The 24,264-nt window shown below is 41.5% G+C and carries 15 protein-coding genes and 2 pseudogenes; 10 read left to right on the top strand and 7 right to left on the bottom strand.

Annotated features, from left to right (window positions below):
* The first annotated feature begins 58 nt into the window (after positions 1-58).
* From ACWATR_RS31655 to ACWATR_RS31645, 3 genes are all read left to right on the top strand, one after another.
* Positions 59-940: an NHL repeat-containing protein gene (locus ACWATR_RS31655; RefSeq protein WP_460341684.1), complete on the top strand. Its 882-nt coding sequence runs from the start codon at positions 59-61 to the stop codon at positions 938-940.
* A gap of 52 nt (positions 941-992) precedes the next feature.
* The gene (locus ACWATR_RS31650; RefSeq protein WP_460341681.1) at positions 993-2,009 is read left to right on the top strand and encodes a zinc-dependent alcohol dehydrogenase family protein; all 1,017 of its coding nucleotides are present in this window, start codon (positions 993-995) and stop codon (positions 2,007-2,009) included.
* Positions 2,010-2,457: 448 nt separating this feature from the next.
* A complete protein-coding gene (locus ACWATR_RS31645; RefSeq protein ID WP_460341678.1) occupies positions 2,458-3,357 on the top strand; it encodes an oxidoreductase in 900 nt (299 codons plus the stop codon).
* A 212-nt stretch (positions 3,358-3,569) separates the two neighbouring features.
* Here the strand turns inward: ACWATR_RS31645 and ACWATR_RS31640 are convergent, their stop codons facing one another.
* From ACWATR_RS31640 to ACWATR_RS31625, 4 genes and pseudogenes are all read right to left on the bottom strand, one after another.
* Entirely contained in the window at positions 3,570-5,249 is a 1,680-nt protein-coding gene (locus tag ACWATR_RS31640) for a group II intron reverse transcriptase/maturase (protein WP_460341676.1), read from the bottom strand.
* Between the two features lie 678 nt (positions 5,250-5,927).
* Positions 5,928-6,305 (bottom strand): annotated as a pseudogene (locus ACWATR_RS31635) (hypothetical protein); the annotation flags it as partial.
* 86 nt (positions 6,306-6,391) lie between these two features.
* A complete protein-coding gene (locus tag ACWATR_RS31630; protein WP_460341673.1) occupies positions 6,392-7,966 on the bottom strand; it encodes a group II intron reverse transcriptase/maturase in 1,575 nt (524 codons plus the stop codon).
* 540 nt (positions 7,967-8,506) lie between these two features.
* The gene (locus ACWATR_RS31625) at positions 8,507-8,677 is read right to left on the bottom strand and encodes a hypothetical protein (RefSeq protein ID WP_460341670.1); all 171 of its coding nucleotides are present in this window, start codon (positions 8,675-8,677) and stop codon (positions 8,507-8,509) included.
* 297 nt (positions 8,678-8,974) lie between these two features.
* Between ACWATR_RS31625 and ACWATR_RS31620 the strand changes: the two genes are divergently transcribed.
* Positions 8,975-9,697, top strand: a complete 723-nt coding sequence (locus ACWATR_RS31620) for a hypothetical protein (protein WP_460341667.1) — start codon at positions 8,975-8,977, stop codon at positions 9,695-9,697.
* A 123-nt stretch (positions 9,698-9,820) separates the two neighbouring features.
* A pseudogene (locus tag ACWATR_RS31615) lies at positions 9,821-10,531 on the top strand (IS5 family transposase); the annotation flags it as partial.
* Positions 10,532-10,551: 20 nt separating this feature from the next.
* Here ACWATR_RS31615 and ACWATR_RS31610 read toward each other — a convergent pair.
* The gene (locus ACWATR_RS31610; protein ID WP_460341664.1) at positions 10,552-12,300 is read right to left on the bottom strand and encodes a ShlB/FhaC/HecB family hemolysin secretion/activation protein; all 1,749 of its coding nucleotides are present in this window, start codon (positions 12,298-12,300) and stop codon (positions 10,552-10,554) included.
* Positions 12,301-12,770: 470 nt separating this feature from the next.
* Here ACWATR_RS31610 and ACWATR_RS31605 point away from each other — a divergent pair, with 470 nt between their 5' ends.
* The 3 genes from ACWATR_RS31605 to ACWATR_RS31595 all read left to right on the top strand — a co-directional run bounded on the left by ACWATR_RS31605 (position 12,771) and on the right by ACWATR_RS31595 (position 18,693).
* Entirely contained in the window at positions 12,771-13,634 is an 864-nt protein-coding gene (locus ACWATR_RS31605; protein WP_460341661.1) for a TauD/TfdA dioxygenase family protein, read from the top strand.
* 72 nt (positions 13,635-13,706) lie between these two features.
* Positions 13,707-16,151 carry a two-partner secretion domain-containing protein gene (locus tag ACWATR_RS31600; protein ID WP_460341658.1) on the top strand — a complete coding sequence of 815 codons (2,445 nt, stop codon included), beginning with the start codon at positions 13,707-13,709 and terminating at the stop codon, positions 16,149-16,151.
* Between the two features lie 40 nt (positions 16,152-16,191).
* On the top strand, positions 16,192-18,693 hold the full coding sequence (locus ACWATR_RS31595) for a CHAT domain-containing protein (RefSeq protein WP_460341655.1): 2,502 nt from the start codon (positions 16,192-16,194) through the stop codon (positions 18,691-18,693).
* Positions 18,694-18,706: 13 nt separating this feature from the next.
* Here ACWATR_RS31595 and ACWATR_RS31590 read toward each other — a convergent pair whose 3' ends face one another.
* Together ACWATR_RS31590 and ACWATR_RS31585 are read right to left on the bottom strand one after the other, a co-directional pair.
* A complete protein-coding gene (locus tag ACWATR_RS31590; protein WP_460341652.1) occupies positions 18,707-19,717 on the bottom strand; it encodes a hypothetical protein in 1,011 nt (336 codons plus the stop codon).
* 93 nt (positions 19,718-19,810) lie between these two features.
* On the bottom strand, positions 19,811-21,688 hold the full coding sequence (locus ACWATR_RS31585) for a protein kinase domain-containing protein (RefSeq protein WP_460341649.1): 1,878 nt from the start codon (positions 21,686-21,688) through the stop codon (positions 19,811-19,813).
* A gap of 270 nt (positions 21,689-21,958) precedes the next feature.
* Here ACWATR_RS31585 and ACWATR_RS31580 point away from each other — a divergent pair, with 270 nt between their 5' ends.
* Together ACWATR_RS31580 and ACWATR_RS31575 are read left to right on the top strand one after the other, a co-directional pair.
* Positions 21,959-23,467, top strand: a complete 1,509-nt coding sequence (locus ACWATR_RS31580) for an NB-ARC domain-containing protein (RefSeq protein ID WP_460341646.1) — start codon at positions 21,959-21,961, stop codon at positions 23,465-23,467.
* An 11-nt stretch (positions 23,468-23,478) separates the two neighbouring features.
* Complete coding sequence (locus tag ACWATR_RS31575; protein WP_460341643.1) at positions 23,479-23,811, top strand: fertility inhibition FinO-like protein; 333 nt, start codon at positions 23,479-23,481, stop codon at positions 23,809-23,811.
* Positions 23,812-24,264 lie beyond the last annotated feature (453 nt).

The following is a 24,264-nucleotide window of genomic DNA, read 5'->3' as shown; positions in this document are numbered from 1 at the left end:
GATATTGCGTATTAATCCAAAAGGCAGGGTTGAAACCTTATTTCCTGGAAACGACCAAGTGTTTGCCGCCACAGCTCTGCGACTTGACGAGCAAGGAGGAATTCTCTGGGGAACCTCTCCCGACTTCTTGGGAGTTCGCAGTTCAAATGGTAAAATGACTCGCCGTCCGCATCGGATTTTCGCAATCGATACCCGCACAGGCAAAGTTCTGCGCGTCATCTTGATGCCTGATGGTGGCTTCGGGAATGATATGGCGCTTGATGCAAATGGCGGCGTTTATATTACAGACAGTATGCGTTCCCGCATCTACCACGTCGCGCCTGGAACAAATCGGTTACGCGTTTGGGCAGAAGACGCACGATTCGGCTCTAAGGAGATAGGACTTTCCGGTATTGCCCGTAGATCTGATGGAGTTACTATCGTGGGTCATTACTCCGACGGAAAGCTGTACAAACTGACACCTCAACCCCAAGAAAGTGTCAAGGTTGAGGCTATAGTCCTTGATCGCAAGCTTGAAAACCCTGATGGGATGCAGTTTGCGCCTGATGGCTCTCTAATTGTCACTGAAGGTGCAGTTGCAAGCGGCAATGGCCGCCTTTTACGCATAGATGCACTTTCGACCGGAGCTGCGCCTAAGTTGGTAGAAACCATAGCATCAGGCATGGAGTCACCAGTCAACTTAACAGTGGTGGGTCGCGAGGTCTGGGTCACCGAAGCACGCATCCGCCATCGTATTTTGCCAGGACGGGAAAAAGAAATCCCCGAGCGCTTTTTTATTCGTCGTTTCACGCTGCCGGCGAACACATCCCCTAACTCAATGGAAAATACTACCTCATCTAGGGTAAACTCTCAAAAACAGAGATGCAAACATGGTTGTCTACAGGCAGCTATTGTGGAAGGGTATTGTTTGAGGTTCAGTCTGGCTCAAAATAGGTCTTGAACAAAGTTATTAAAGCTACATAATAATGAACTTGAAATCTTGAGGTGACTTGATGAAAGCAATTGCACTTTGTGATAGATTTGGTCTCAATAACCTCCAAGTTGTAGAGCAATCACAGCGCAATCCAACTAGAGGGGAAGTGCTGGTCAAAATGGAAGCGGTTTCCCTCAACTATGTGGACTTACTTGTAGTTAAAGGGTTGCTCAATCCAAATCTACCTTTACCTTACATCCCTATATCTGATGGAGCAGGAGTTGTTGAGCAGGTAGGTGAGGGTGTCACGGGATTTAAAAGAGGTGATAAGGTTGTGACGACCTTTATCCCTAATTGGTTGAACGGTAAACCGACTCCGGTGACAACCGACTATTCGACTCGACAAGGTTTGGGTAACATTCCAGGACAAATTTCGGAGTATAAATGCTTTCACCCCAATCAACTTATTCACGCTCCAACAAATCTTTCCTTCATTGAAGGGTCAACTTTACCAATTGCTGGACTAACTGCCTGGAATGCACTGCAATATAGCAATTTGCAAGCAGGTGAAACAATACTGCTGCACGGAACAGGTGGTGTATCCATCTTTGCACTCCAATTTGCAAAAGCACGAGGCGCACGGGTGATTATCACCTCAAGCAGCGATGAAAAACTCAAACGGGCGCAACAGTTGGGTGCTGACTCGTTAATTAACTACAAAACAACGCCTGATTGGGAAAAAACGGTACATCTGTTTACTGAAAACAACGGAGTTGATGTAGTTGTTGAGACGGTGGGCGGTCAGAACTTGCAGCGATCGCTCAATGCACTCCGTATGGGGGGACACATTTCGATTGTGGGATTACTGGATGGCTTTGATACCAGTATCAATACATTAACCTTGATGCACCAACAAGCTACAATTAAAGGCATGGAGGTGGGGGGGAAACACGATTTTGAGGCAATGAATCGGGTAATCGAAGTCAAGAACATTCATCCGGTAATTGACAAAATTTTCCCCTTTAAGCAAACCCAAGAGGCATTTGAATATCTGGATAAAGGCTTGCACTTTGGAAAAGTTGTCATTACTCTCTAAAATTTCAGACGTAAATATTGTCAACTTAACTTAAGAAATCAAGTCTGAGATACTGAATATTTGAGCAATTTTTTCATCAGATCATCGACCCAAAAGCTTATACCAATCCACTCAATATTTGAAACAAATGCACCTCATCGCCTACAGCACCTCCATAAGGCTTTGGGGAGGTTAGGAGGGGTTTAAATATGTCATATTGTTTCATGAAACTGGGATTAGCGTCAAGTGCAACAGATTCTTCTGATTGCAGATAATGCCTCCATCGTTTGGATTTGAACAACGTACACTCTGCGTTCATTCAATATATGTGCAGCACAAAGGCAGAATTCCTCTCAACCAACACGACTACGAAAGGTATGCCAACGATTTAAAAGTTGGTGAGAGTGAACTGTCGTCAAAACAGCTACGTAATCAAGACTGTTTTAAAGTAAAGCAAAGGAAATCAATCATGGCTAATAATACCACGAAAGTTTGGTTTATTACTGGTAGCTCAACCGGATTTGGACGGTCTTTGACAGAAGCAATACTCAAGCGTGGCGATCACGTCGTTGCTACCGCCCGTAAACCAGAGCAACTCAGTAACCTTGTTGACCAGTATCCGGAAACAATGAAAGCTGTTCAACTCGATGTTACTAAACCGCAGGAAGTCCGTGATACTGTGAATGTTGCCCTCGATGCCTTTGGCCGCATTGATGTACTGGTTAATAACGCTGGCTACGGTGCTTTGGGTGCAATAGAAGAACTTAGTGATGATGTCATTCGACGCCAGTTTGAGACCAATGTCTTTGGGGCACTTGATATCATGCGGGTAGTGCTTCCAGTCATGCGAAAACAACGCTACGGTCACATCGTCAATTTTTCGTCGGTTGCTGGCTTTGTGGCATTTATGGGAACAGGAATTTATTGTGGCACCAAGTTTGCACTAGAAGGGATATCTGAGGCACTAGCTAAGGAGGTAGCCCCACTAGGAATTAAAGTAACGATTATAGAACCTGGTGCTTTCCGCACAGACTTTAATGGGCGATCGCTGGTTACACCAGATGAACTCATTGACGATTACACCTCCACCTGTGGTCAATTCCTCCAGTGGATTCGGAACATGGACAACAACCAACCAGGTGACCCAGACAAGGCAGCTCTTGCAATAATCCAGGCTGTTGAAAGCGACAATCCACCACTGAGGTTAGCTCTAGGCGCAGATGCCGTCAATGCGATTGATGCAAAGCTTAAGTCAGTTAAAGAAGAACTTGACACCTGGAAATCTGTTGCATGTGATACAGCATTTGAGGGGGTTGAGGTCGGAGCGATTGGCGGGTCAGTAAAAACTTTACTGAGTGTAGCAAGCTAGAAGTAGAGAAGCTTTAAAAGCTAGTGTGGTAAAATTCACTAGAGAAGACGACTCTCTAGATTAGCTAAGTAAGCCTTGGGGTCTCTGCGAAATCGATACTGTTCAATTCTGGCAATGCGTGGTGTTTTTGCAATTGAGAGCGTAATTCGAGCCAAGTATGAATATCAACTTGTGCTAAATCAGATGCGGTAAAAGAATGAAGAGGATTATTGTTAGAGTCGATGGGTGGTATTATCCACCGCACCTCTCCTACAGAACCGTACGTGCCCGTTTCCGTGCATACGGCTCCCAGATATTCTTAGGAGTGTGTGTTCCCTTTTGCCCATGTGTAAATAATCGTGGCAGGACTCGTGTATTGCTTGGAGGTTTTTAGGCTTCCAGTTATGATGATTACCGTCTATGTGGTGTAAATGGACTCGCTCATCACTTGTCAATTTCATTCCACATCGACCACATGAATGGTTTTGCTTTTGCAAAGCTTTAGAGGTTGCGCCATCGTATAGCTTACTATTGCGTTGGCTCCAGTAAGTTAAGTCTAAGTCTCCGTCATAAGGTGACTTATTTCCTTTAACCATGACATAGGCGCTTTGGGAGCAAGGAACCGTTGGGAATGCCTTCTGCACAAGCTTGACGCTTGACTCACGGTCGTTCTTCGTTTCCCTTTTGAATACCATTCTTGCTCTTTCGTTCATGAACCAAAGTGAGAACTTTGACCCTGACATGTCACAGAACCTGTGGTAATTTCTCCAGCCTCTAACTATTGGTGCGAGCTTTTCAGCCTTCACCTTAGAACCATAATTTGAGCAGTTAACGATTTCCTTGACTTTCTGACGGAATTTTTTAAAGTTCTCCACTGAAGGAGTGATATTAAGTTTTCCGTTGGCTTTTACTTTGAAGTGCCAGCCTAGAAAGTCGAAACCCTCTGTCGCAGCAGTTATCTTGGTCTTCTTCTCACTTACTTTCATTCCTCGCGCTGCTAGGAAGTCGTCAATTCTTCCAAGTATCTCGTCTGCATCGTCTTGAGGTCTTATCACTATTACCATGTCGTCGGCGTACCGGACTGATGGTTTTTGGATGTATCTCTCTGGGGTTTTATCGGTGATTCTTTTCCTAAGATTATTGTGGTATCTATGAATGTCCTCAATCCCGTTTAGAGCGATGTTAGCTAGTAGAGGACTTACAACTCCGCCCTGTGGCGTTCCTTGCTCTGGAAATTCGGGGTTGATTCCGGCTTTTAGGCATCTGAAAATCCCTAGTTTGATTCCCTGGGGGGAGATCAAGTTTTCCATAATAGTGGAGTGTGAGATCCTATCGAAGCACTTTTCAATGTCGAGTTCGATAACTCTCTTATTTATTCCGTTGCATGAGGAATTTAGATTTTGAAACAAGAATTGTTGGGCATCGTGTGCCGAGCGTCCTGTCCTAAAACCGTAACTCCTAGCGTGGAAAGTGGCTTCGTGCGCTGGTTCTAGTGCGTATTTTGCAAGGCATTGCCAGGCTCTGTCTGCAATAGTGGGAATTTTTAACAGTCTGGTTGTCCCGTCCTTTTTAGGAATTGGGATTTCCCTTAAGCCTTGATGCTTCCAATTTCCTGCTTCGTTCTTTAGAGTAGTTTCTAGCTCGAAACGTTCTTCCAACGTAAGGGATTTCTTACCATCTACGCCCGCTGTCTTTTTCCCCGCATTTAGCTGAGATACTTGTCGAATTGCTAAAAATCTAGCTGCTTTGGACTTCAGAATAAGCTTTTGCAATGACCGCGCCTTCCGCTTGTCTCCTGCTGAAATCGCTTTAAACACTCTTTTTTGTAGGCGGAATAAGTTTTTCTGAAACCGTTTCCAGGGCAACATCTTCCAAGATTCACTAGTATCGCTATCGTTACTGTGTCTAATCATGCTCTTCTCAATTAAGTGTTTTCTGAATACCTTGCAACAATTACGTTGCATCCTACCCGACTTGAGAGAGTTCCGCGTCTCATCTCGCCTACTAGGGTTCGACATTCCCTAGACTCTCAACCCGTTTTTATTCGTTCCCTCAGATGATTGATTGTTCCGTTAGGTGTAGCCAATTTGACCATCAGAAACCCTAGATTCTCGCAGTTACTGACTACACTACTGCGGGTTTTAACTCTGATAGAGTCAGGGGTTTTTGGTTATGCCCTGCTCTGGAATAGGTCACTTTTCTAGGCTCAGTTTCACCGTAGGAACTCCCCATTAGCGCCAGTGTCAGCCCATAACGGCCGTCTGATTGCGCCCTGTTCCCAGCTTCACTCTGTAAGAATTGAGCTTACTCGGTGTGGGCAGATAAGGAGTCACGCCAGAATCTTGCGGGAAGGGCTTGCACCTTCATCAGTCTGAGAGTTCAACCTTTAATGACAGTAATCTGCTGTCGGGCTGGCTTAGTTATGTACGGACTGGATACCGTGATTCACTAAGCAACGAGTCGCACGTATTCATTCCACATTGCTTCCCCGCACGAAGGGCATTTCTTGCCAAGTTTTTGCACCATTATTTCGCTACAAGGTCAAGATTACAGGATTTCCACTCTTCTCTAGTAAGTTTTGCCACGCTAGCATCTTTCACTATCCGACCAGATGGAATCTTATTGCCAGCTTGCTCTACTGCCTGCTGCCATACATCCGCTTGCACAGCCGGTTCCAACTCGGCTTTCGCCAAAAACCGCAATTGTCGTTCGTTTGTCGGCATTGGAATTTGCCGACCAATGGTCGGCAAAAATTTTTGAAGATTCCCATAAACCACAGTAGCCGAAATCTTTAGGTAGGCGGCATCACGGCTATAATTGAAGCGTTCGCGGCAATACTCCTCAAAAGTCCGGTGCGTGGAACGGTACAGCCGTCTGTCCCTCAACTCTATCAGCGCTTGACCCGCCTCCAAAAATGCTCTCTCCACACGGTGTTCTAAATGCAGGCGTAAGCTTTGTTCTTCCTGGGTGGTTGAGTCGATGGGGGATATTATTCCCCGCACCTCTCAGTTAGATCCGTGCGTACCCGTTTCCGTGTACACGGCTCCCGATGTTCTTAGCTTGCGCCTTTGCTCATGTGCTTGTAATCATGACAACTCTCGTGAGTTACTTCGAGATTATTTTTCTTCCAGTTGGCGTGATTTCCATCAATGTGATGCAGGTGAACCCGTTCCTCATCGATGAACTTTAAGCCGCAGGTGGCACATCTATGGTTTTGCTTCTTAAGAGCAATAGAGGTTTCGCCGTAATAGAGTTTACTGTTACGTTCGCTCCAGTAGGCTGTATCTCCGTCGTAGGGTGATTTAGTTCCCTTGACAGAAATGTGTTTGTTTTCGGAGTAAGGAACCTTTGGGAATGCCTTTTTTATTAGCTCCTGGCATGAGTGACGGTTTTGCTTGGTTTCCTTGTTGAATACCTGAAAAGCTCTATAACTGATGTGCCATAAGGAAAACTTTGACCCATCCATCTTGCAGAACTTATGGTAGTTTCTCCATCCTCTAACTACCGGGGCTAATTTCTCAGCTTTTGTGGTAGCACCATAATTCGAGTTGTTGACGATGTGTTTTACTTTCTTACGGAATGCTTTGAAGTTATCCACTGAGGGAGTACTTTTGAACTTTCCGTTTTTCTGGACTTTGAAGTGCCAGCCGAGGAAATCAAACCCATCTGTCGCGGCGGTAACTTTGGTTTTCTTTTGGCTTACATTCATTCCGCGTTTGCGGAGGAACTCGCTGATTCTTTCAAGTATCTCTATCGCGTTGTCTTTGGGTCGGAGTATGATGACCATATCATCCGCGTATCGGATTGATGGTTCTTTGATATCCCTCGCCGAGGTTTTGTCAGTGATTCTGCGTTTCTGATTATCATGATATCTGTGGATACTCTCAATTCCGTTGAGCGCGATGTTCGCTAATAGTGGGCTGACCACTCCCCCTTGAGGTGTACCCTGTTCGGGGAATTCCGGATTAACTCCTACCTTGAGGCATCGGAGTATACCGAGTTTTAAGCCTTTGGGGGCAATGAGTTCGTTCATTATTGCTGAGTGATTAATCCTGTCGAAGCACTTTTCAATATCGAGTTCAATTACTCGCTTATTTATTCCGTTAACCTTGGAGTTAAGGTTTAGGAAGATGTACTTTTGTGCATCATGGGCAGAGCGCCCAGTTCTGAACCCGTAACTCCTGGAGTGGAAAGTGGCTTCGTGTGCTGGTTCGAGTGCGTATTTTGCTAGGCATTGCCAAGACCTATCCGCAATTGTTGGTATCTTAAGCATTCTGGTAGTCCCGTCCTTTTTAGGGATGGGGATTTCCCGTAAGCCTTGATGCTTCCAATTTCCACTTTTCATTCTCAGTAATTCTTCAAGGTTGAAGCGTTCTTCAAATGAGAGGGATTTTTTGCCATCAATACCAGCCGTCTTTTTACCAGCATTTAGCTGAGATACAAGTCTTATTGCAAGAAATCGAGCCGAGGTTGATTTTAAAATAAGCTTTTGGAGAAACCGCGCTTTCCGCTTGTCTCCAACATGAACCGCTTTATACACGCGCTTTTGAAGGCGGAAAAGATTTCGGCGGAATTTCTTCCACGGTAAAGCTTTCCAAGATTCACTAGTATGTCTACTGTGTCTAATCATTTTCTCTTCTCTAGTTAGTGTATTCTGAACACCTCAGACCAATTACGGTCTGTCCTACCCGAATTGTGGGGATTCCTCCGCTCGTCTGGGCTACTCGGGGAACGAAAGCCCCTAGACCCACAACTCGTTTTTATTCGTTCCCTCGGAGAGATTGATTGTTCCGTTAGATGTAGCCAATTCAACTACTGGATTCCCTTGACTCTTGCCGATACTGAGTTGATGTTCGGCGGGAATGAACTCCAGCAAGGTCAGGGATTTTGTGTTGCGCCCTGCCCATAACTAAGTCGTTTTTCTAGGCTCTGTTTCATCGTGGGAACTCCCCGTTAGCACCAGTGTCAACCCGCAACGGTCGTCTGATTGCGCCCTGTTCCCAGCTTCACTCTACAAGAACCGAGCTTGTTCGGTGTGGGCAGGTAAGGAGTCAATTCTGAGTCTGAATGGCAAGGCTTACACTTGCATCTGACCGAGAGTTCAGCCTTTAGCGACAGTAATCTGCTGTCGGGCTGGATTAGTTATTTACGGGCTGATTACCGTGATTCACTAATCAACGAATCGCACCAACTCTGTTACTTCAATAGCAGTAACCGTAATCGTTGCTGAGGCTGGGTTGTGTTGGCTAGAAGTATTTTCGGGAGCAGAATCGGTTGCTGGCTTTGGTTCACCAAATGCCCCAGGGATAACTTTCTTGCGTCTAGATGGTGGTTTGTTCATTGCCCCACCTCCAGGCTGACAGCAGATGAACAAATATTGAGTTGTGTCATCATGAAATATAGAGTTTTTATTTATGCCCCCATCCTTTAAACAGGTTGGGGTTTTTCATTGCTTTTTATATTTTGCACCGATGAAAGAATACTTTGACGAAAATCAGTTCAATACCACAGTTAACAAGAAAGACTTCAGAAGTCAGGAGCCTGAATTCAATTCTGACAACTGAATTCTGACAACTAACTTCAATTTCAGCTTATTCTAGAAAATACCCTCTTCAGCACATGGGTAAAACAACGGCTAATGCTTGATTATTTAACGGCGGGTATTGCATTTTGGATGACTTTGTTTGGAGTACAAGAGTCGTTGTTAGAATTTCGTCTGGGTTATCTTGGTCGTTACTGGTTTCTTGCAATTAGTGCTAGCTTACTCCTGAGCTTTTTGCTCTCTGCTCCGATTACTATCACACTAATCATTAAATTTGCGGTAGATCCATTCAGTTTCCCAGGTAATGTAATTCTCTCAGGAATTGCTGCGGTAATCTTTGGTGTGATTCTTACCCTGGCGCAGTGGTTGATACTTCGTCAATCCGAAATGACACCGAGAGTTTTTGCACTGATCAATACAGTTATTGGAATTCTCGTCTACTTCCTACTGGTATGGTTCAATGAGGGGAGTTTGGAGTGGAGTGGTAATCCCTTTAGCGGCTGGAAAACTGTAATAATATTTTTAGCTGGTGGTGCGATTACCGGAGCAGCCACTGGTAAAGCCTTGAATTTTTATTGTGAGCGAGTCGAACAGCGATTAATTCAGCTAGAGAGAGAAAGAGAAGAGAAAGAAAGACTCAGAAGAGAAAAAATAGAAAACGAAATATTTGAAAGGAAAAAGCAAGAAAGAGAAAAGCTTGAAAGGGAAATTCTAGAGAGGAAAATGATTGAGAGAGAAATTGCTTTGGAGGAAGAAAGAAAGTGGTATGAAGAACATAGTGATGATGATTTTGATTATGAAGATGAAGATGAAGAATAATATCTTGGCTTCATGTTATCAGTTATACAAGATACGGCATTGTTGCATGAATGGGGAAAAATGGTAAATTTTACTTATTCCTTCCTACCTCTACTAATCCCCTCCTAGTTTCCTAGTTTGACTATGAAGACGAAAGCCAAAGACAACTACAGAGTGCGTAACTGGCAGGAATACGATGCGGCACTCAAGCAGCGAGGCAGTCTGACTTTCTGGGTGAGTGAGGAAGTAATTGAACAATGGCGCAACGAAAAGAAGACAGGACAGAAGGTAGCCTCTAATTATTACAATGACATAGCGATCGCTACGATGGGAACTGTACAATCGGTATTTCACTTAGCAGGGCGGCAAACGGAAGGATTTTTGGAATCACTGTTTATCTTAATGAGAATTGAGTTGAAGGTGCCAGATCACTCCACTTTGTGTCGTCGTTTGAGCAAATTATCGGTGGAACTGCCCGTAATCCCAAAGGATGAGGCAATCCATGTTGTGGTGGATTCAACTGGAGTAAAAGTGTATGGCGAGGGAGAATGGAAAGTTCGCACACACGGGGTAGGTAAACGACGAACGTGGCGGAAGTTGCATCTGGGAGTTGATGAAGGAACCGGAGAGATTTTGGCAGCGGTGGTGACTACTAATGACGTAGTAGATTATGAGGTACTGCCTGACTTACTGGAGCAGATTGATACCCCTATTGAACAAGTATCTGGTGATGGCGGTTATGACACATTTGACTGTTACAACACAATCACCTCACACACACACAATGCCAAAGCAGTGATTCTACCTCGCAGTAGCGCCAAGATTCAGCAACACGCTAACTGTAAAGAACTGCCTTTTAAATATACAAAGTAATCTTAAAAAGCGTTGTACTGCACAGAGAAATACACCCCGTTATCCTGCCAGGTTCTTCCGTTTGAGTCCACCGACATCAAAGGAATTCCCCAATCAACACGAGCGTTAAAGTGATCGCCCCCGCGCCACTGCAACCCTAACCCTACAGAAGCCAGAGTATTCGAGTCAGGGTTTTCCGTGCCTGCGTTCCACACAAATCCGAAGTCTGCAAAGGGAATTATTTGCAAAGTCCCACCAGCCCTGAGAATCGGCACTTGCACTTCAGCCGAAGCAAACACGCCATTATCAACTAAGAAAAAATCTTGGCGATATCCTCGTACACTATCCACACCACCCGCGCCAAACTGTTCTAGCGGCAAAAGTGTAGTAGTAGCTAGTTGCGTATTCAGACGCAGTAACATCAGAGTCTCTGGAGCCAACAGCCGTAACCATTGGGCTTGCCCTTGCCAACTGAAAAAACGACTGTCCGCTCTATCTGAATTTATCGTCGCGTCGAATGCATCAAGTCCCACGTTGAACTGCGATCGCACTGCAAATACTTCACGGTTATTGCGAGACACCCATTCTTGAAAAAATCGCAATGCTGATACTCTTGTACGTCCTTGCTCATCTGCACCCGACGAGGGGAATGGTAGTCGCTCAAACTCCAAATACGAAGCTTCAGTTTCCCGGCGAGAAGCTGTAATACCAAGGGCAAATTCTTGATTAAGGGTTTGGATTATCGGCTGGCGATATGTCAATTCGTAGTAACGAGAAGACGATTGGATGTCTAGAACATTGAAAGGCTCTTCGATGACATTGCTCGATGTTGTACCATAGCTGAAGCTAAATGTCCCATCTTGAGGATTAAGGGGCAGTGTATAACTGGCATCGAAAGAGTTGCTACCATCGGTGTTAGTATACCCCAAACCGATACTATCTCCCAATCCCAACAGGTTTGCTTCAGTTACTTGCAGACGACGGCGGAAACTTCCTACTGCTGGCGATTGCTCGTTGTCTAGTGTTATCTGAGTATTAAATGTGTCTGCTTCCTTGATACTCACTTGTAGTACGCTCTCCCCTGGACTTGAGCCTTCTGATAATTCAGCTGATAGGTTTTCAATCAAAGGATTAATTTGCAACAGTTGCAGTGCTTCTAACAAACGTTTTTGATTGACAGGCCCTTTTGTCTTTGCTTGTATGCGATCGCGTACATAATTAGGAGAAAGTCGTTGAGTACCTGTTATTTGAATTTCTTCCAATTTACCTTCGACTACTTGAATTTTGACAACACCGGAACCCGGACGAATTTCTTGAGGTGGAATATAAGCACCAGAAGTAATGTAACCATTATTCACGTATAAGTCAGTGATTCGAGAACGAGCTTGGTATAGTTCAGCTAGCGTAATTTGTCGATTCGTAAAGTCGGACAAAACTTTAGCCATCTCTTCTTGACTGAAAACTGTACTACCAATAATCTCGAAGCGTTTAACTGTAACTGTTCCCGTCAGATTGCTCGGTAATGATTCTTCTGGTGGGGTTGGTTGGGATGGTGCTAGTAGTTCTGGTGGTGGGGGTAGTTGCTGAGGAACTTGAAATGATGGTTGCGGTGTCGGCGTAGGGGGTTGTATGTCTTGTGGAGGGGGCAGATTAGGTACTTGTCCAGTCTGTACAGTCTGTGCTTGTAGGGGTTTAGAAGTCGCACTAAGCAGTATCAATAGGCTTAAAGGCAGCCAAGTCAATGTGCGGTTTTTGGGGGATTTATCGGTCATCAGATTGGGTAGGATATTGCCGCAAACTCTGGAATTGTACAGCCTGGATGCTTTGGATTGTCGTAGACATCGCGCTTATTCAAACTAAAATCTAAATCTGTTAAATCCAGTAGTTGAGACTATCTTATTGTTTTTTAATAGATAATGCAGATACAAAATCACCGCCATCCTTGAATGCACAAAATCGTCATTTAATCAACCTCTTTTATATTAGTTTTTTGGATGAATAGAATGGTTATATCAATACCTTAATTCTGAAGCTCCATATTATAATCACGATTATTGCGAAGTATATTTTCCCAAAGAATTATATAATATGATTTTGATACCAAAAATAAATATTTTGCATTTTTAGTAAGATTCATGATTACTAAAATACGTATTGCTAACATTCTGAGCATCGACTCATATAAAGCACCAATATTATTTGCAGACTACTGAGACAAAATAATCCAAACCCAATATTAATAATGAGTTTAGATAAGGAACAGAAACAGATACAACATCAGTCGAGACTTGGACTTGAAGTACTACAAGGTTGCAGCCTTATAGACCTCACGGAACAACAGAGGTATGAGTTTAAGAAATCTCTTTGGGAACACGGTGTTGTTGTCGTCAAACAGCAAAGCCTTATCGCATCAGAATTAGAAGAATTTGCCAGAAAAACTTTCGGTAACCTAATGTTTGGTGGCTCTAACACATTAGATTCTGACATCAGTCCAGACTTACAAAGTCAATATATCAATATCTTGGGTAATCCAAAGGAAGAAACAGAACCATTGGAACAGTTCGCCTGGAAGTGGCATCAAGATAAAGACGGTCTTCCACGCACAGAAGGACTAGACATGAATGCTCTATATGTTGTGATGCTTTACGCGGTTGAAGTACCTACGGAAGATATCAATGGACATCCTCACTCTACTCAATTTATTGATTTGATAGAAGCATACAAAAATTTAGATGTCGAAAAACAGCACCAACTAGAAAAAATATACTTGTATCATAAAGCCCCCCAATTCACTAAGAAAGCTGTTGATATTCCCAGCAAAATGCATCCTCTTGTATCTACTCATAAAATCACTAATAGAAAGGGACTATACCTGGGTATTGACACTACAATCCCCGTTGGCATGGAAAATAATATAGAAGGCGCAAAAAAATTTATGGAGGATTTATTTGAAACTGTTTTTAGCAGTACACCTATTTATTCTCATATTTGGGAAAAAGGAGACGTTATATTTTGGGACAATTCACAGGTAATGCATAGAGGTATTCCCTATAATGCAAAAAAATATAAGCGTATTGCATTGCGTTTAGGGGTCGTAGAAAAATAAAATTTTTCATTACTATTCATCTTTTTGTTTAGCTTTAAAATACTAAATTCAACTTTAAAGAGGCGCATTATTTTGAAATCAATTAATATAGTATTTTGGAGTATTAAAGGCATTGCCTTCCTTCTCTTGCTGGATTGCTCATCAGTTATAGCAGAAGTTATGCCAGACCAAAGCTTGCCTGTTAATTCTATAGTTACACCACAAGGTAATACCAAAGTAATTGATGGAGGTACTATACAAGGTAATAACTTGTTCCACAGCTTTGAGCAGTTTTCTATTCCTAGAGATAATACAGTTTTATTGAATAATTCTCTAAGTGTTCAGAACATTTTTAGCAGGGTAACAGGTTTGTCAGCTTCAAAAATAGATGGGCTACTCAAAGCTAATGGGACAGCTAACCTATTTTTAATTAATCCCAACGGGATTATTTTTGGACAGAATGCGCGCTTAGATATTGGAGGTTCCTTTATTGCAAGTACTGCCAATGCTATTACGTTTTCTGATAGTTTTAAATTTAGTGGTGCAAATTCTTTGACAAAACCTTTGCTGACCGTTAGTATGCCTATTGGCCTGCAATATTATGGCAAATCAGCTGCGATTCAAGTCAAAGGAACTAGTCAAGGTTTAATTGCTCCAAGTTCAGCAAACTCTCCAATAATCAGAAACGATGACGTAACTGGATTGCGGGTACAACCAGGTAGAACCCTAGCTTTAGTGGGAGGGGATGTTACCCTAGATGGCGCTACTTTAACAGCAGAACAAGGACGAGTTGAGATAGGCAGTGTCGCCTCTGGCGTGGTCAGCCTCAATCCAATTGATCAAAAATGGACATTGGGCTATGAAGGAACCTCTTCTTTTAAGAACATTCAGTTATCTCAACAAGCTTTAGTAGATAGCAGTGGCGATACAGCTGGCTCTATCGCCATACAGGGAAAACTTATCTCTTTAACTGATGGTTCAGTGGTTTTAAATCAAAATTCAGGTTCGCAACCTTGGGGAGGTATTAAAGTCAACGCTTCTGAATCGTTGCAATTAAGCGGAGCCTCGCCAGACGGAAGATTTATTAGCCTCATACGGACTGAATCGCTAGGGTCTGGAGATGGAGGAGATATAGAAGTTTTCAGTAAGCGGTTAGTTCTTCAAGAAGGAGGAGCTATAACTAATAGAAATTATAGCGATGCTAACGGAGGTAACGTTCTGGTAAATGCTTCTGATAGCTTACAATTACTTGGTTTCTCATCCTTTAATCCTTTTCTTATTAGTAGTATCGTTACCAGTAGTTTAACTTCTGGAAAAGCAGGAAACATTTTAGTGTCAACAGGGCAACTAAATGCTCGTGATGGAGGGCAGATAACATCTATAGCTCGTGAAGCCAGTAATGCAGGAAATGTAACTGTAAATGCAACTGGTTCTATAGAATTAACTAATTCCGCTGAATTAATCGATTTAATTCTTTTAGGGCGAAATGCAAATAGCCTTTTGTCTTCTGTAGCTTTTGGTCAAGGAAGTTCTGGGAATTTAGCAATCAGCACCCCAAAATTAATAGTGGGAGATGAAGCAACAATTAATACTTCCACTACAGGCTCTGGCTCTCCTGGATTTGTTGACATTAACGCTTCTGACATAGAGGTAAAAAGTGGCGCTAGTATTAGTTCGGCTGTCATTATGGCAAATGCGTCCACCCAACAACGACTTTCATCTCGTCCAAATCCAAACGGAGATACTGGAAGAGTAAAAATTAATACTAATAGCTTGCGCTTGACGAATGGTATTATTAGCGTTAGAAGTCTTGGTACAAATGAGGGTGGAACACTTGAGGTCACTAGTAGATATATCTCGTTGGATAAGGAAAGCTTAATTACCGCGGCAACTGTTTTTGGCGAAGGCGGTAATATTTTCTTGAATTCCCAATACTTGCAATTGCGTCGAGGCAGTGCCATCACTGCAACTGCTGGTAATAGTGGCAATGGTGGTAATATCAAAATTGACACAGGGATTTTACTTGCTCTAGAAAATAGCGCAATTACGTCCAATGCCTTTGAAGGAAAGGGAGGTAATATCAGAATCGACACCAAGGGGCTTTTCCTTTCTCCAAACAGCCAAATTACAGCCAGTTCAGAGCGAGGCGTTAACGGTACGGTTGAGATTAACTCTTTAATCAGAAATAATGTGCAGCCTAAGACAGAACCAGAAGCGGTTCAAGTAGACACCAAGATTGCATCGGTCTGTCAAGGGCGATCGGACACACTAGCAAGTACTTTCGTCGTTACTGGTCTTGACGGTTTATTGCCTAGCCCTAGCAATCTGCCATCTCACAACCCTGTTTGGCAAGACAATTCTCTTTTATATCAGTCCGATCATGATTCAGAAAAACTAAAATTAATGGATCAAGAACCTACACGAATACTAGAAGCACAAGCTTTAGTACAAAAATCTGATGGTAGAGTCTTCTTGACAACAAATTCCAGTTCAGTCAGTCCTAACACTGCATTGTCTGCTAGTCCATGTTCCGGCTAAATTGACCAAGTAGGCATGAATCAACTTTAGTTAAAAATTAATGATTAAACGTCGAGATTGGGTCAAATACTTATCTCTAAGCGTTGTAGGGTTATTTACGTTTAATAATAAAGCGTTTCTTACCCCTGCTTACGCCACGAATAAAAAACACAATCAGGCGCGACTATTGACCCAAAGAGGAAAAAAGTATCTTGATATAGGTCGAGCAGCAGAAGCCCTTAAAAATTGGGAAGAAGCCACAAAAATTTATCGTCAAATTCACTATGAAGAGGGCATTACTGGCAGCTTAATTAACCAAAACTTTGCCTTACAAGCTTTAGGCTTAAATCGTCGGGCTTGTACAATACTTTTGCAAGCTTTAAAGTTAGATACGGATGCTGATATTTGCGCCATCCCGTCAGAGAAATCTACTGAATCTACGATGAAATTACTGACGACAGCAATTGATCAGCAAAAGCTAATACCTCTGAATCTGTCTGCATGGCATAACTTGGGAGATGTATTGCGATCAATTGGCAAGCTAGATGAATCAAGAATAGTGTTGACAAAAATTTTGTCAACTGCTGAAAATTTCCCGTCTGCTGATAATAGTATAATTTTACTCTCTTTAGGGAATACTGAAAATTCATTTTATAAGCAAGCAAGAGATAATTATAATTCAATAGAAGAACCAGCGTTCAAGAAAGAAGCTAGTTCTTTAATTCAGAAAAAAGCTCTGCAATCAATTGAGATTTATCGGCAAGTAATTAATTTACCAACAACTTCTCAAGAAGCAAAATTGCAATCTCAATTACAGTATTTGAATTTGCTATTAGATTTTGAGGAATGGCTAACGGCAGAGGTGAAATCAGGGAAAACAAATTTAACCAATGTTCACGCTAGTATCACTCAACAGATTCAGCCAGTAGTGGACTTAGTGTTACAAAACTCTTCAGCATTTTCTCAATTATCTGCTACCCAGTCTGTTTATGCGAAACTTAACTTTGCCAACAGTCTAAATCAAATCTCAGACAAACAATTAGATTCATTAGCTATTGAGTACGCTGAAAGCGCTTTGTTAACTGCTCAAAGCACGAATAACCAGCGACTAAAGTCAGAAGGTTTCGGTACTCTAGGAAAGCTTAAGCTAGAGCAATCACAACCATATTTTGAAGAGGCTTTGAGATTGGCTCAATCAGTTCGAGCATGGGATCTTGCCTATCAATGGCAGCAGGAATTAGCAAAATTGTACAAGGAGCAGGGAAAACATAAAGAAGCTCTCCAAGCATATAGCGCAGCAATTGAAAACGTAACTCAAGTTCGGAACAATCTTTTGTCAACTAATACAGATTTACAGTTCTCCTTCAAAGAAAAAGTTGAACCTTTATATCGTGACTATATGCGATTGCTCCTAACAGAGTCTAATCCCAATTTGCCACGAGTAATTCAGACTAATGAAAGACTGCAAATAGCAGAACTGGAAAATTATCTTCAATGTGGTAAGCTTAATCTTACAGCTTTGAATGAAATTGAAAACTTAGATACTAGCCCAACAATTATTCATATAATCGACTTAGTTGATAGTCTAGAAGTAATCTTTCAATCTCCTAAACAACCTATTCATCACCACTCTGTTGATTCTCAGCTAATTAGAGGGCATATTAATAATTTTATAGACACTTTACAAGATAATAATCTTGCCTATGTTAGTGCAGATGTGATTCTTGACCGTTCACAAGCACTTTATAATTTATTGATTGCACCTATCAAATATTTACCGACATCAGGAATACTAGTATTTACTTTGGATGCATCTTTGCAAAGTTTACCGATGGGCTTGTTTCATGATGGAAAAAATTATCTGATCGAGCGTTACGGTATTACAGGTACTCTCGGTTCTCGAATACAACCACCTAAACTTTTAAAAGAGAAGCAGTTAAAAGCTTTCATTGCTGGACTCAGCAAGATCAGCCCTAGTTTTTACGCTCCCAATGCTCCCAAAGGACTCAAGGTATTACCAGGGGTAGAAGTAGAAATAGCAAATGTAAAAAAAGGAATTACTTCTTCAAAAGTATTGTTAAACGAAGATTTTGTTAGCCCAATGCTAGATAAAGAATTGAGTACAGATGATTTTTCAATAATTCACCTAACTACTCACGCTCAATTTAGTTCTGTTCCTGACCGAACAATGATTTTTGCTTGGGATAAACCAATTACTGTTTCCGAATTTAATGATTTACTCAAAGAAAAAACTCAGTCTAGCCAAGAAGGAATTGAGTTATTAGTTTTGAGTGCTTGCCAAACTGCCAAAGGTAATAAGAGATCAGCTCTAGGAATGGCTGGAGTGGCAGTACAAGCCGGAGCTAGAAGTACTATAGCCACTCTCTGGCAAGTAGATGCTGATTCCAGCGCTTTACTGATGAAAGAATTTTATCAGCGATTGAAAGATGGTTTGACTAAAGTCGAGGCACTACGTCTTGCACAATTGCAACTGATATCAAACCCTCAATATCAACACCCTTCCCACTGGGCAGCATTCTTACTTATTGGCGGCTGGCTATAATTTCATGATCAAGTTAACGATCTTTCAACCATTTCACCAATTTTAACCCTGATTGTACCTTTTCTAATTCAGATGTATTACTACTGCTCAAAGCTAATTGAGCTGCTATCGTGTAAGTATGCTCCGCATCTTCTGGTAACAACGCTCCTAAATAGCGATCACCTAGTAATCTGTAGAGAGTTGGATTTTGACTACCTGCCACGACTCGTGCTTTTAATGTCTTAATTGATTCATCTAAAAGAAGCTTTGACATATATATAGCATCCAAATCTCGGAAAGCGGCTTCATCAGGCGACAATCCCAAGTCTCTAATTTGCTTGACTTCATCAGAAATCTGCTGAACATCATCAAAAGGTAAAAGATGGACTACTAAGGGACTATAATTCAGGGGTTGGTCGCCATAGTTACTAATTACAGTAATTGTATAGGTGTTGCCATACTGTAATTCTTTTTGCTCTTTCGGATATGGCAGATTAGTAGTATTTCTTACATCTGCTTCCCAGCTAACACCATTGCCTTTTACTACTACTGTATAGCTATCAGCGCCTGCCACTGAGCGCCAAGAGATTTCTGGTCTATTATCTATAATTGAACTGCCGTAAGGACTAGTTACAATCGGCGCATTTTTTTCATCATCTGGCCCCTTATAGTCATGTGGACAAGGAATTATATTTAATACTGAACACTGTACAGTTTCATTAGGTGGTGGCGCACATATTTGTGTATTAAAAACAGTGTTCTGCTTCAAATACAGAATTTTTCGGTTTAAGAAACAGAGAACTTTGACCGCGCTTCCGTTTTGAGGATTGATCCGCTCTCCCAAACACAAATATCTTCCTGTTTTTAGGAAGCGATCGCCCATGCTATAAACTCGACCACTTGGTTCATCACATAAATTCTTTTGTAATATTCGTTGCTGTCCCCATGCACTGGTAGCCAACAAAAGTATTAGTGTTGGTATTGATACCAGGGTTGTAAGTCGGACTGCAAAGACTTTTTTAATTGGGCTAGGTACGGTAAGCATTACAACTTCTTAAAAAGCTAATTACTTTTTTGTAGTTTAATCTAAGTAGAGAACAAATAAAGCATAAAATTTAGTTTATAGCGTCAAAGCCTGTTATGGGTTTGTCCTGATCTGTCGAGAATTAGGCTTAAGCCTAATTCTTTGTAATACATCTCCTCGCCAGCGAAAGACTTCTGGCACTTTCGACTCAAGTATCAAGCAGGCTTCCCAATTAAGCCAGGAATTATCGTTATCACCCAAAGCTTCTTGAACTTGTGCCAGTAAGCAGTAAGTGTCTGCTCTTTGAGGATCTAATTCTCCGGCTTTTTCTAAATATTCCTTTGCTTGACCCAACTTGTTCTGCTCTAACTTTGCCCAACCTAAGTTTTTATACAATGCAGCTTGTAATTTTGGTTCTTTAGTTTTTTGTAACCCTTGTAGTGCTATAGCAATCGCCGCATTATAGTCACCTTTTAGATTTTTCAATCTTGATAGATTATTAATAACTGGAATTGCTTGACTATTAATTTTTATCGCCAACTGATACTGCTGCTCTGCTAAATCTTTTTTTCCTTGGTCATCATAAAACGTTCCTAGCCCATAATGTCCTGACCAACTATCAGGGTTCAACTTCAAAGCTTTCTCATAATTAGTTGTTACACATTCAAACTCATTTAATAACTGGCAAACAAATGCTAAATTATTATAAGTTTCTACATCTTGATTATTATATTTTATCGATAATTCATAATACTTTTTCGCAGATCGCAGGTTTTGAGTACTACGAGATGCTTTATCAAAATAAAACTTGGAAATAGAATTTTTCACTTCAGGATTAATTTTTATAGCTGAGTCAAAAGACTCTTGTGCTCCCTGAGAATTATTTGCTGCTTCTAACTTTTGTCCTTGAGTTACTAGATAGTTAGCTGCTAAACGTATAGATAGAAAGACACCCCCAACAAATCCTAAAACCATCAATGTATATTTGCTATATTTAAAAACTTTAGAATTAGCTAATCTATAATTTTTAATTTGCTTAGGCAGTTTTTCTAACCGCTGCAAAATTACTTCAGTAGTCTGCGGACGCTGCCCTGGAAGGAGAGCCATTAATTCATCAAGAAAATCAGCAAAGGGTTTGTCAATCTGCGATGCTTTATCTCTCCAAATTAGGTTTCCTGTTTTTTTATCTGTTGGTAGGTCAATCAGAGAAATACCAGTAACTAGATTTACAAAAGTTCTACCTAAAGCGTAGAAATCTGACTGGGGTACTGCTTTACCATTAACTTGCTCCAGTGGAGAATAAAGAGGCGTGCTGATAGCTGTAATTTCATATTGTCCTCCCCTACCTGTACTAGTCCCTCCGCTACCGCTAACTTTTGCTAGGTAAGTGTCAGTCACTTGCCGGGCTGCACCAAAATCAACTAATGCTAGTTGACCATTTGGCTTAAGAATTATATTAGAAGGTTTAATATCTCGATGAAAAAAGTTAGAGCGATGCACTGTGTCGAGAATGTCAACCAAGTGTTGCAGCCATTCCAATGATAGAGATTGTGAAATCGGGCGATTAGACTCTAACCATCGCTCCAAATTTTGTCCCTCAATTTTATCCATAACTAAGCAATGCAATGTTAAGGAATTATTGGAAGGAACAAAAGTAAAAAAATCATCTATGGTGCTTCTAGGAATACCGGAATGGCGGATTTTTTGTAAACAGAGAGATTCCCGCTCAATTAACTCAACCAGCTTAGGCGAGTTCCATTTCAAAACTTTCATGACTCGCTGCTTGCGAACAGGATTCCATTGAGTACCAGCATCATCTACTTCAAAAACTTCAATGTAATTATACGGGTCGTTAGTGAGCGCTCTCAATGGCTTGACTAAGCGAATGCGATTATTAATCAGCAACGAAGTCCCACAAGAGAGACATTCTTCGACATGATCAGAATTATGATTTTGGCGGTGATTGCAAAGGGGATTGATACAGTAACTCACTGAACCTCCTTACCCAAAAAGCTCCTAGCATTTATACATAGCGAGTGACGTACACAAAAATATAATGTATATTGCAACACCGTGTTATCACCGCTTAAGAAAAAGTCTTCAGTAAAACTATCAGAAAATTTTATGATACTTTTTTACAAAAAATAGTTAGAACTGGAAGAAACAAAGTATATTAATGTGATGCAATACCCTCTTAGAAGTAATCATAGTCTAGGAAAAGCCCTTTATAAAGGCCTTCTAGACCTACGGAAATAGCAAGTCATGGATTTTAGTGCCGTACAAAAACTGAATTCACCTGCCCTTACCTCAGTTATCCCAAAAGGACGGAAGGAAGGGCAAATATCCTTGGCAACAGTAAATTTTGAAGCTGCATTGGTTGTAGTAGATAATTTAGTGTTTGGCAAAAGAGGCAAACACCTATCTGAAGCAGAAATTATTGTCCTAAAGGGAGCATGGGATGATGATGATTACGAAGAGGTGGCAGAAAACTCACCTTACAGCCTTAACTACTTGCAAAGACGCGTAGCTCCTCCCTTATGGGATTTACTCTCCGAAACTCTTGGCAGTGGAGAGCGGGTTGGAAAAAAGAAGCTGCGGCGTATTCTATTAGAGCAGGTTACTAAAAAGTATCCTATTCTATCTGCGTCAATTGAAAACCAAAGACCCTCTGGCAAGGAACTAGTGCAACTTATGGGAAGTCCCCTGCCTGACATATCCAGTTTTTATGGACGGACAAAGGAACTAAACCATCTAAAGGAGTTAGTAATCGAGCAGCGATGCGTATCACTCATAGGAGTAGCGGGCATCGGTAAAAGTGCATTAGCTGCAAAACTATTAACAGAACTTAGTGTAGAATCTCAATCTAGATTTGATTGCTTAATTTGGAAATCGGTGTCCCATGCACCACTACTTCAGGACTTAATAGCCGATTTAATAGAGCTAACTCAACCCACAGAACCGGAGCCAAGCTTACCTAAATATACTCAGGCAATGCTTACTGTGTTAATCAAGCAGTTGCAATCACAGCGTTACTTCATAGTATTGGATGAATGTGAAGCCTTATTTCAGACAAATAATTTGGAGCAGAGGCTAGAGTACAAACTATTTTTTCGCCGCTTAGTAGAGGAGCAGCATAAAAGCTGCTTACTTTTGACTAGTCGAGTTTGGCCTAATGAGTTCGATGTACTGATAGAAGCTGATCGACCTATTCAGTATCTCAGAGTTGGAGGTTTAGATCCGGATGCGGCCATGCAGTTTTTATCTGCCTTGGGATTGTGCAACGAAGAAAAGCGCTGTAGTCAATTAATTCAAACTTATCGCGGTAATCCTTTAGAACTAAAAGCAGTTTCCAATCGAATTCACCACTTCTTTGCAAGTAGTACTGAAAGATTCTTTCAAGATCCAACTACACTCGTTAGTAGTCGGTTTCAAGAAATGCTCAATAAGATTTTTGGTCAAGTATTAAGCAAGATACAGCGAGAAATCATGATTTATTTAGCAGAGAAAATAGTTTTAAACTTTCAATATATTAGTTTCAGTAAATTATTAATTGAATTAAATCAAACCCAAAACATATCTATCTCAACATCAGAGTTGATTACAGCACTAGAAGGACTTGAAAAAAATTCATTAATAGAAAGTAGTAAAGACCCAGTTACAAAAGAAATTAATTTTACTCTACAACCAGTAATAAAAAAGTATATTATGACAGATCCTCTGGGGTTGGTACATACATCTGATGCTTCAACAACATTAGCAATTGCATCTTAAGAGAGGTAGCTATGATTGCAGGCAACCTAGAACTAACAATTAAGATTAACGAACTGTCACAACCCAAGACCATAGAGAATGGTTGGCAACGGTTTGACCTAGACTGTGACGGACGCATCATAACAATCACAGTTAAACCAAGGATTTACAATAAACTGATCGATCATACCAGTAATTACCCACAGTGGGTAACAGCGATGTCTAACGACAAGCCGCGAAGCATCTACGCAGGTAAACTCGGTCAGTCAACTGAGCATGGGTTCGTGTTAGAAGAACCCAGCATACAAGTTTTCGAGCGCAAGCCCAAGGCAGAAACAACGTTTGCGGTAGGTGCTGCTTCTTGAAAAAGTGATTACCCAACTAGGGTAAGCTGAAACCAATACTGATAAATATGGAGGAGTCAAACACAAAAAAATCAGAATCTCGCTAGATACGGAAAGACCACAAGTTATGTAAAATCAAGCTGATTGCGTAAAGGAGGAAAAGGTGAAGATACAACAGTACGACAACTTAACGCACAAAGCGCCACTAAGGAGTAGCGCTTCGTGCGTGGCTTAAATTTCATATAACCTCAGAGCGGGGTTATCTCACGAAAACCAAAGCAGTGGTAGATAAAGTTTGCCGACTTTTCCACTGACTGGTCAGACGAGATTGAATCCGCTGCTTCTCGTATTATACGAGAAGCCGCACGAAACTCACCAGTTTCGTGTGGCAATTTTTGTTGTTGAAATTCATAAGTTTCTGTAAAGTTAAGTTTGATTAAGAAATATCCCGAATTTTGTAGCAAAAAATAGTAG

The organism is Nostoc sp. UIC 10890 (genome assembly GCF_054786515.1).
This window is presented reverse-complemented; position numbering and strand designations above follow the sequence as displayed.